Origin of the sequence: Streptomyces recifensis (genome assembly GCF_002154615.1) — a bacterium.
GTDB lineage: Bacteria > Actinomycetota > Actinomycetes > Streptomycetales > Streptomycetaceae > Streptomyces > Streptomyces griseoluteus.
On sequence record NZ_MUNH01000416.1, the window covers coordinates 1 to 5,575 of the forward strand.

At 74.7% G+C, this 5,575-nt stretch carries 5 protein-coding genes and 3 pseudogenes; 5 read left to right on the forward strand and 3 right to left on the reverse strand.

The features are described 5' to 3' along the window. Positions 1–163: pseudogene (locus tag CCN33_RS33170) on the forward strand (SGNH/GDSL hydrolase family protein); the annotation flags it as partial. A gap of 6 nt (positions 164–169) precedes the next feature. On the opposite strand, the gene CCN33_RS21225 reads toward CCN33_RS33170, so the two are convergent. Then, the gene (locus CCN33_RS21225) at positions 170–1,075 is read right to left on the reverse strand and encodes an NAD-dependent protein deacetylase (RefSeq protein ID WP_086695146.1); all 906 of its coding nucleotides are present in this window, start codon (positions 1,073–1,075) and stop codon (positions 170–172) included. A 110-nt stretch (positions 1,076–1,185) separates the two neighbouring features. Here CCN33_RS21225 and purB point away from each other — a divergent pair, with 110 nt between their 5' ends. Both purB and mug read left to right on the forward strand, forming a co-directional pair. Further along, positions 1,186–2,628 carry an adenylosuccinate lyase gene (gene purB, locus CCN33_RS21230; RefSeq protein ID WP_086695147.1) on the forward strand — a complete coding sequence of 481 codons (1,443 nt, stop codon included), beginning with the start codon at positions 1,186–1,188 and terminating at the stop codon, positions 2,626–2,628. 44 nt (positions 2,629–2,672) lie between these two features. Next, positions 2,673–3,170, forward strand: a complete 498-nt coding sequence (gene mug, locus CCN33_RS21235; protein ID WP_425275861.1) for a G/U mismatch-specific DNA glycosylase — start codon at positions 2,673–2,675, stop codon at positions 3,168–3,170. Here mug and CCN33_RS21240 read toward each other — a convergent pair. Continuing rightward, the gene (locus CCN33_RS21240; protein WP_086695148.1) at positions 3,167–3,556 is read right to left on the reverse strand and encodes a hypothetical protein; all 390 of its coding nucleotides are present in this window, start codon (positions 3,554–3,556) and stop codon (positions 3,167–3,169) included. The genes mug and CCN33_RS21240 overlap by 4 nt on opposite strands. Positions 3,557–3,606: 50 nt before the next feature. Further along, positions 3,607–3,792: pseudogene (locus CCN33_RS33175) on the reverse strand (ABC transporter permease); the annotation flags it as partial. Here CCN33_RS33175 and CCN33_RS21250 point away from each other — a divergent pair. Both CCN33_RS21250 and CCN33_RS21255 read left to right on the forward strand, forming a co-directional pair. Further along, a pseudogene (locus tag CCN33_RS21250) lies at positions 3,785–4,177 on the forward strand (response regulator transcription factor); the annotation flags it as partial. The pseudogenes CCN33_RS33175 and CCN33_RS21250 sit on opposite strands and share 8 nt — an antisense overlap. A gap of 77 nt (positions 4,178–4,254) precedes the next feature. Further along, positions 4,255–5,406, forward strand: a complete 1,152-nt coding sequence (locus tag CCN33_RS21255; protein ID WP_086695149.1) for an ROK family transcriptional regulator — start codon at positions 4,255–4,257, stop codon at positions 5,404–5,406. Positions 5,407–5,575: the final 169 nt, after the last annotated feature.

Genomic DNA, 5,575 nt, shown 5'->3' on the forward strand with positions numbered 1-5,575 from the left:
ACCCGGCTGGCGGGCCCGCCGGGTCGCGGACGTCCGTTTCACCCGCCAGTACCTGCTCCCCTGGATAGCCCGCCGCCTCACCGGCCGCTCCTCCGGCGACGGTCTCCCGGCCAAGCGCCCGGACCTGCTCCCGTACGAGCTGGCGCAGGAGGGCCCGGCGTAGCACCGGTCATCCGACGCGGGAGTCGTCACCCTCCAGGGACACCCCGAGCCGGCCGGCGACGGTGGTGAGGGCCGGCCCCAGGGGGAGGGCGACCCGCGCGCGGGCGTGGACGTCACCTCGGGTGGGGGCCAGGTTCACGATGAGCACCGGCTTGCCTGCCTCGGCCGCCTGGCGGACGAAGCGGAGGCCGGACATCACCGTCAGCGAGGAGCCGAGGACCAGCAGCGTGGCCGCCTCGCGGACCAGGGCGCGGCAGTGCGCGACCCGGGCCGGCGGGACGGCCTCGCCGAAGAAGACCACGTCCGGCTTGAGGATGCCGCCGCAGACCGCGCAGGGCACCACACGGAAGTCCCCGACCTGGTCGTCGGTGAGGTCGGCGTCGCCGTCCGGGTTGATGCCTGCGGCCACCGGGTCGAACCCCGGATTCGCCTCCTCCAGCCGCTCGGCGAGTACCCGGCGGGCGCTGACGTCGCCGCAGGAGAGGCAGACGACCCGGTCCAGGCTGCCGTGGAGTTCCACGACAGCCTCGCTCCCGGCCGCCTGGTGCAGGCCGTCGACGTTCTGGGTGATGACGCCGGAGAGCAGGCCGTGCCGCCCGAACGCGGCCACCGCCCGGTGCCCGGCGTTGGGGCGGGCCCGGCCGAAGGTGCGCCAGCCGAGGTGGCTGCGGGCCCAGTACCGGCGCCGGGCCGGGGCCCCGCCGGTGAAGTCCTGGTAGGTCATCGGGGTGTGCCGGCTCAGGCTGCCGCCCTCGCCCCGGTAGTCGGGGATGCCGGACTCGGTCGAGATGCCCGCCCCGCTGAGTACGAGCACCCCGCCCGCGCCCAGCGCCTCGGCGACCGGCTCCGGGTCGGTGATGCCCGGCGGCAGTTCGCCGCTCGGGGTCCAGCTCAACGTAGGACGCATGCGCATACCGCAAGAGTAGGGAATCCGGCTCCGGTGCCCGCTCCGCGCGCCTTGTAGCTTCCTCCGAGCCACCCCATGGCGCTGGCCTGCACGAATCGCCAGTACAATCCGTACACGTGACTTCAGCGCCCGCCAAGCCCCGCATCCCCAACGTCCTCGCCGGACGGTACGCCTCCGCCGAGCTCGCCACGCTCTGGTCGCCCGAGCAGAAGGTGAGGCTGGAGCGGCAGCTCTGGCTCGCCGTGCTGCGCGCCCAGAAGGACCTGGGCATCGAGGTGCCGGACGAGGCGATCGCCGACTACGAGCGCGTCCTGGACACCGTGGACCTGGCCTCCATCGCCGAGCGCGAGAAGGTCACCCGGCACGACGTGAAGGCGCGGATCGAGGAGTTCAACGACCTCGCCGGGCACGAGCACGTCCACAAGGGCATGACCTCGCGCGACCTCACCGAGAACGTCGAGCAGCTCCAGATCCGGCTCTCGCTGGAACTGGTCCGCGACCGCACGGTGGCCGTGCTGGCCCGCCTCGGCAGGCTGTCCGGCGAGTACGCCGAGCTGGTCATGGCCGGGCGGTCGCACAACGTGGCCGCACAGGCCACCACCCTGGGCAAGCGCTTCGCCACCGCCGCCGACGAGCTGCTGGTGGCCTACGGCCGGGTCGAGGAGCTGCTGGGCCGCTACCCGCTGCGCGGCATCAAGGGCCCGGTCGGCACCGCGCAGGACATGCTGGACCTGCTGGGCGGGGACGCGGCCAAGCTGGCCGAGCTGGAGCGGCGCATCGCCCATCACCTGGGCTTCGGCCAGGCGTTCACCTCGGTCGGGCAGGTCTACCCCCGCTCGCTGGACTACGAGGTCGTCACCGCGCTGGTGCAGCTGGCGGCGGCGCCGTCCTCGCTGGCCAAGACGGTCCGGCTGATGGCCGGGCACGAGCTGGTCACCGAGGGCTTCAAGCCGGGCCAGGTCGGCTCGTCCGCGATGCCGCACAAGATGAACACCCGCTCCTGCGAGCGCGTCAACGGCCTGATGGTGATCCTGCGCGGTTACGCCTCGATGACCGGCGAGCTGGCGGGCGACCAGTGGAACGAGGGCGACGTGTCCTGCTCGGTGGTGCGCCGGGTCGCGCTGCCGGACGCGTTCTTCGCGCTGGACGGCCTACTGGAGACATTCCTGACGGTGCTGGACGAGTTCGGCGCCTTCCCGGCCGTCGTCGCCCGCGAGCTGGACCGCTACCTGCCGTTCCTGGCCACCACCAAGGTGCTGATGGGCGCGGTGCGCGCGGGCGTGGGCCGCGAGGTCGCGCACGAGGCGATCAAGGAGAACGCGGTGGCCACCGCCCTCGCCATGCGCGAGCAGGGCGCCGAGCGCAACGACCTGCTGGACAAGCTCGCCGCCGACGACCGACTGCCGCTGGACCGCGAGCAGCTGGCCGCGCTGATGGCCGACAAGCTGTCCTTCACCGGTGCGGCCGCCGACCAGGTCGGCGTGGTCGTGGGCCGGATCGAGGAGATCGCCAAGCAGCGCCCGGAGGCGGCCGGTTACACGCCCGGAGCGATCCTCTGAGCCCCCTGACCCAGGCGGAACTGGAGGCCGCCCGCGACCGTCTCGTGCCCGACGTGATCGCGGACGGCCTCCATGTCCTGTTCTGCGGCATCAACCCGGGCCTGATGTCGGCGGCCACCGGCCACCACTTCGCGCGTCCCGGCAACCGCTTCTGGCCGGTGCTGCACCGCTCCGGCTTCACCCCGCGCCGGCTGAAGCCCGCCGAGGAGCGTGAGCTGCTCTCCTACGGCCTCGGCATCACCAACGTGGTGGCCAGGGCGTCGGCCCGCGCGGACGAGCTGTCGCCCGAGGAGTACGTCGAGGGCGGCCGGGTGCTGGCCGCCAAGGTGGAGCGGTACGCGCCGCGCTGGCTGGCCGTGGTCGGCGTGACCGCGTACCGGGCGGCCTTCGGCGACCGCAAGGCCCGAGTGGGCCCGCAGGACCGCACGTTCGGCGACACCCGCGTCTGGGTGCTGCCCAATCCGAGCGGCCTGAACGCTCACTGGACGGCTGCGGGCATGGCGGAGGAGTTCGCCCGGCTGCGGGAGGCGGCCGGAGACTAGGGTGGGGCCGTACGGGTCACCGTGGCGAGGAGGCGTGTCTCGTGGGCCTCGTCCCGGTCGGCCACGCCGACGGCGAGCCACACCTCCTCCGCCTGCCAGACGTCGAGTTCGTCGGTGCGCAGGCAGAGCGTGGCCCAGGGCTCGGGTATCTCCTCGCCGCGGGCGAGGCGCAGGCGGAGGGTGAGCTGGCCCCAGGGGGGTGCCTCGCCCCAGCGGGCGCCCAGGTGCTGGGCTATCGCCTCGCGCAGGGCGTGGACGTCGTCCGCGGCGGGTCTCGGCCCATGGCCGGTCCCCAGTTCCACGGTGTGGTGACCGGCCCCGCCCGCCGGGAGGTCCCGCGTGCGGAGCCGGTCGATGGCGGCGAGGTGCCGTGCGACGACGTCCATGCGCTCCAGTAAAGCCTCCGCCACTGACAATTGGCGGCGCGTCAGGCGCGTCAGGCGTCCCGCAGCCGCACGCACCAGGCGCCCGCGCCCAGTGCCGCCCCCGCCCACAGTGCGGTGACCGCGAGCCCCGTCCAGGGGCCGAGCGGGCCCTCGGGGGCACTGTGCAGGGCGAGTTGGCCCGCCCGGTCGGGCAGGTAGCCGACGGCTCCGGAGGCGAGGTCTCCGACGAACGACGAGTACGTCTACGAGGCGCTGCGCGCGGGTGCGGACGGGTTCCTGCTGAAGCGGTCCCGCCCGGAGGAGATCGTGCACGCGGTACGGCTGGTCGCGGCGGGCGACTCGCTGCTGTTCCCGGTGTCGGTACGGCAGTTGGCGGCCCGGTACGGCGCGGGCCGGGCGGACGCCGAAGCGCTGGCGAAGGCGCGGCTGACCGAGCGCGAGGCGGAGGTGCTGCGGCTGATGGCGCGCGGGCTGACCAACGCGGAGATAGCCGCCGGACTGGTCGTCGGGGCGGAGACGGTGAAGTCGCATGTGAGCGCCGTGCTCGCCAAGTTGGGTGCGCGCGACCGCACCCAGGCGGTGATCGCCGCCTACGAGTCGGGCTTCGTCGCGCCCCGGTGACCGCCCGGCCCTCGCCGGGGTGGTCGGGGCCGAGTACGATCCGCCCCACACACGCCCGCGAGCTGGGAGGACGGACCGTGGGGCAGTTGACCGGTGGCGATCCCTCGCTGCTGCGGAGGATCAACTCCGCGGTGGTGCTGCGCGCGCTGCGCGACACCGACTGCGCGACGCTCACGGAGATCACCCGGGCCACCGGGCTGTCCCGGCCGACCGTCGAGGGGGTCGTGGAGGGCCTGGCCGAGGCGGGTCTGGTGGTGGAGCGGGCGGCCGAGGAGGGTACCGCCCGCCGTCAGGGGCGGCCCGCGCGCCGGTTCCGGTTCCGGGCCGAGGCGGGGCATCTGCTGGGGCTGGAGATCGGCGCGCACCGGGTGGTCGCGGTCGTCTCCGACCTGGACGGGCGGGTGCTGGGCACGCAGACCCGCGACGTCGACGAGAAGGCGCCGGCCGACGAGCGGCTGGAGCGGCTGCGCGGCACGGTCGCCGAGCTGCTGCGCCGCACCGGCGTCCCGCGGGGCTCGCTGCGCGCGGTGGGCGTCGGCACTCCGGGCATCGTGGAGGCCGACGGAACGGTTCGCCTGGGCACCGCGCTGCCCCAGTGGACCGGGCTCCACCTGGGCGAGCGGCTCAGCCGCTCCTTCCGGTGCCCGGTGCTGGTGGAGAACGACGCCAACGTGGCCGCCGTGGCCGAGCACTGGCAGGGCGCGGCGAAGGACACCGACGACGTGGTGTTCGTGCTGGCCGGGCTGAGCCCGGGCGCGGGCTCGCTGATCGGCGGCCGGCTGCACCGGGGGCACGGCGGGGCGGCCGGGGAGATCGGCGCGCTGCATCTGCTGGGCCGGGAGGCGACTCCGGAGGCCCTGCTGTCCACCACGGACGAGCCGCTGCCGCCGCTGGACGAGCAGGCGGTCACCGAGGTCTTCGCGCTGGCGCGGGAGGGCGACGGCTCGGCGCTGGCGGCGGTGGAACGCTTCATCCAGCGGCTGGTGCACGACGTGGCCGCGCTGGTGCTGGCGCTCGATCCGGAGCTGGTGGTGGTCGGCGGCTGGGCGGCCGGCCTGGACGGGGTTCTCGACCCGCTCCGCCGCGAACTGGCCCGCTACTGTCTGCGGCCCCCGGCCGTGGCGCTGTCCCTGCTGGGCGAGGCGGTGGTGGCCACGGGCGCGCTGCGGCTGGCGCTGGACCATGTGGAGCGGCAGTTGTTCGCGGTCGAGGGCGCCGTGGGGGCGTGAGGCGACAACCCCGCGGCCCCTGGCGGGGACACGGGCTCGCCGGTGGCCCCTGTGCAGCGGCAGGGTGCGCCGTCGCGGGGCGCATTCGGGCGTGAAGCCCCCATGCGGCCGCGCCCCGGTGGGGTTCCGGGGGGGGGGGCGGGCGATGCGGGTCGCCCGAGTGAAGCGG

Coding starts and splice junctions, on each gene's coding strand:
- CCN33_RS21225 (WP_086695146.1), bottom strand. CDS start 1,075: ATGCGCATGCGTCCTACGTTGAGCTGGACCCCGAGCGGCGAACTGCCG.
- CCN33_RS21240 (WP_086695148.1), bottom strand. CDS start 3,556: ATGGACGTCGTCGCACGGCACCTCGCCGCCATCGACCGGCTCCGCACG.